Consider the following 2,659-nt stretch of genomic DNA (forward strand, 5'->3'; position numbering starts at 1 on the left):
CTGGACTCCCATCGGCGCCGTGACGCTCAACCCTGAGCGAGAGGCAGCCGTCGCGGCCCACTCGCTCACCCCGGATAAACGGCCTCTGGCTGCATAGTCCAGGCGACAGGTACGTTGACGCGCGCCGAGGTATTCAACGCACTGGGCTGGCTGGCTCGGGCCGGCGCACCGTGGAGAATGCTGCCCCACGACTTTCTGCCCTGGGTGGCCGTGTACCAGCAATTTTGCCGGTGGAACGAGGCGAGCTGCTTCGAGGCGATGGTCGGGGCATGCACTTCATCATTTGTGCCGGCCAGGGACTACAGGGGCACTCCAGCGTCGTGATATTGGACGGCCGCACGTTGCAAAGCAGCGTGGAAAACGGCGCGCGTGGCGGCTATGACGGCTACATGCGGCGCAAGGGCTCCAAGGTTTATATGGCCGTTGGGCTACTTCCACCTGCCCCGAAGGCGTACAAACATTGTGATTGTTGATTCCGCGATTGCACGTTAATTGATGTCCTGCCTGGGCGCGGCATCCGGCTGATGCTGTTGTGTGGCCGAGCGTCGTTGTAGTTGCGCCGCCAGCGGGCGATTTCCTCCCGCGTGCAACGACTCGAACCACTGCCGTTCGTCCCTGAGCTTGCCGGTGAAGCTTCCAAGGTAGGTCTTTTGCGTTGGGCTGCCAGCGTCGATAAGCCGGTGCTCGATTTCACGGTCTGCAGCCAAGCCAGCAGTGCCCGCGAAGTGAACTCCGGCCTGATGTTGCGTGCGCACCGCCTATGGCAAGCCACGGAACTGCCCAACGCGTTCCAGTACCCGCGTGACGTACTCACCACTGATGCCGTGATCTACAGCGATGTCGATGCATTCACGCTGAAGTCGTCCGCGATCATCCGGCATTTGATGCGCCGGCCATTGGCCGACGCCTGGCCCGCTCGGTCAGCTCCGACGCAGCGGCAACTCGCTCAAGAGGTCGCTCGGCTGCTGCAGCGCATCCTCGACGCGGAGACAGGTCCTGTCGACCGTGCCGAGTGAGGCGAACGAGCGCGTCACCACAGCCCATCGTGCCAAGCTCCCCTACGTCTACGTGCGCCAGTTGTCGCCGACGCAAGTCCGGCAGCATCAGGAGAGCACGGAACTGCAGTACCGGCTGGTCAACCGTGCTGCAGACTTCGGCTGGCCGCGCGAGCGGATCACGCTCATCGGCGACGATCTGGCGAAGTCGAGCGCCTCCAGCACCGAGCGGCAAGGCTTCCAACGCCTGATCGCCGAGATCGGCCTCGGCAAGGCTGGGCTGGGCTGGTGCTGGGCCTGGACGCATCGCGACTCGCATGTTGTCTCCCGCGCTTTTCCACCGCGTCTTTCCCAGGCAGTTTTGTGATCCAGGATGGGCGTCTGCCCGCACTGGGCCCCCAGGTGACGCAATGTGGGACGGTGGCGTAATGCGGGTGGGCAACGAAGACGGCCCGGGGATGCCGGGCCGTGTTGCTTGGTGAGAGAGCCGGGCCGGTTTAGAACGGCAGGCCGTCGTCCGGGGGCGGCGTGGGATCGAAGGGCAAGTTGCTGTGGCGTTGACGGCGCTGCCAGCGCTCGATCTGCGCCGCGTAGTGGTGGCGCACGCACTCCAGCAGCTGCTCCAGGATGTCGAGCGGCTGCACCGCGGCTTGGTTGGAGATCCTGGGCAGCAGCAGGCACAGCCGCGGCGCGGCGTCCATCTCGTAGTTGGTCAGCAGCCGCAGGTCTTCGAGCACATCGCAAGCGCAGGTGCTGCGCCTCGTCGACGACCAGCACGGGGTGAATGCGGCACTCGACGGCCAGGCGGCAGACCTCGGTGTGGATGGCGCGGTAGGCGGCGGCGCGGTTGCGCTCCACCGGCAAGCCCGAGCTGCCAGGCGATGGCCTTGTACATGTCCATGACATTCCCGGTGGACAGCGGCACGTAGAACAGCCGGTGCAGCCCCGGGTGCAGCGTGGCGGCGAGCCGGCGGCATGCCGTGGTCTTGCCCGAACCGACCTCGCCGGTGATCAAGCCGATGCCGCGCAGCTCCACCAGGTGGGTCAGCCGCACCTGCGCCTCGCACACGGCGCTGGAAGCGAACAGCTCGTCAGGCTCGAGCGCGCGCTCGAAGGGGTGGCGCGTCAAGCCGAATTGGGTCAGGTACATCACCGCTGCTTGTCGTTGGGACCTCGCAGGTGGCGCAGGGCCAGGCCCGTGGGGCGAGGCGCCGCGGCCGGCTTGGTCGGGCTCCAGGGTCTGGGTGGGACGGCGCCGGCGCTACGCAAGCAGTTGGCGCAGGCGTCGAGCGCCCGGGCACGCACGACGAAGCGCCCGTCGTGCCAGACGTCGATGCCGCAGGTGGCGGCGGTGGCTGCGGTCGTAGCGCAGCGTCACGGTCTGGCCCACGAGCGCGGCATCGAGCTCGAAGAGCCGGCCGTCGCCCATCCAGGCCCCGGTGCGGGCTGTGGTGGTACTTGCTCTCCACCCAGGCCCACAGCCGGCGGTTGAGGGCTTCGAGGCTGGCGGTGTCGGCCTCGGTCAAGGTGGGCAGCAGCTGTCAGCGAGCGGCATATACCGACCACTTCAGAGGCGGCGTAATCCGGCCACTCTGCGGGTGGTGGCGCTGAGCGGCGGAGTCGGCATAAACCGGCCAGTCCAGAGGCGGCATAAACCGGCCACG

4 protein-coding genes and 1 pseudogene are annotated in these 2,659 nt (G+C 66.9%); 3 read left to right on the plus strand and 2 right to left on the minus strand.

Annotation, left to right across the window (positions count from 1 at the left end; translation table 11 throughout):
- Window positions 1–126 precede the first annotated feature (126 nt).
- The 3 genes and pseudogenes from HHL10_RS29965 to HHL10_RS29975 all read left to right on the plus strand — a co-directional run.
- A pseudogene (locus HHL10_RS29965) lies at window positions 127–434 on the plus strand (transposase); the annotation flags it as partial.
- 150 nt (window positions 435–584) lie between these two features.
- A complete protein-coding gene (locus HHL10_RS29970) occupies window positions 585–1,016 on the plus strand; it encodes a hypothetical protein (RefSeq protein WP_169164085.1) in 432 nt (143 codons plus the stop codon).
- Window positions 1,006–1,362 (plus strand): hypothetical protein, encoded by a 357-nt coding sequence (locus HHL10_RS29975; RefSeq protein ID WP_169164086.1) that lies wholly within the window; start codon window positions 1,006–1,008, stop codon window positions 1,360–1,362. Before HHL10_RS29970 ends, HHL10_RS29975 begins: the two co-directional genes overlap by 11 nt.
- Window positions 1,363–1,492: 130 nt before the next feature.
- Here HHL10_RS29975 and HHL10_RS30355 read toward each other — a convergent pair whose 3' ends face one another.
- Entirely contained in the window at window positions 1,493–1,732 is a 240-nt protein-coding gene (locus HHL10_RS30355) for a hypothetical protein (RefSeq protein WP_205833299.1), read from the minus strand.
- Window positions 1,708–2,145: an AAA family ATPase gene (locus tag HHL10_RS29980; RefSeq protein ID WP_205833300.1), complete on the minus strand. Its 438-nt coding sequence runs from the start codon at window positions 2,143–2,145 to the stop codon at window positions 1,708–1,710. The genes HHL10_RS30355 and HHL10_RS29980 overlap by 25 nt, the downstream gene beginning before the upstream one ends.
- Between the last annotated feature and the right edge of the window lie 514 nt (window positions 2,146–2,659).

Source organism: Azohydromonas caseinilytica (genome assembly GCF_012927045.1).
Classification (GTDB): Bacteria; Pseudomonadota; Gammaproteobacteria; order Burkholderiales; family Burkholderiaceae_C; genus Azohydromonas; species Azohydromonas caseinilytica.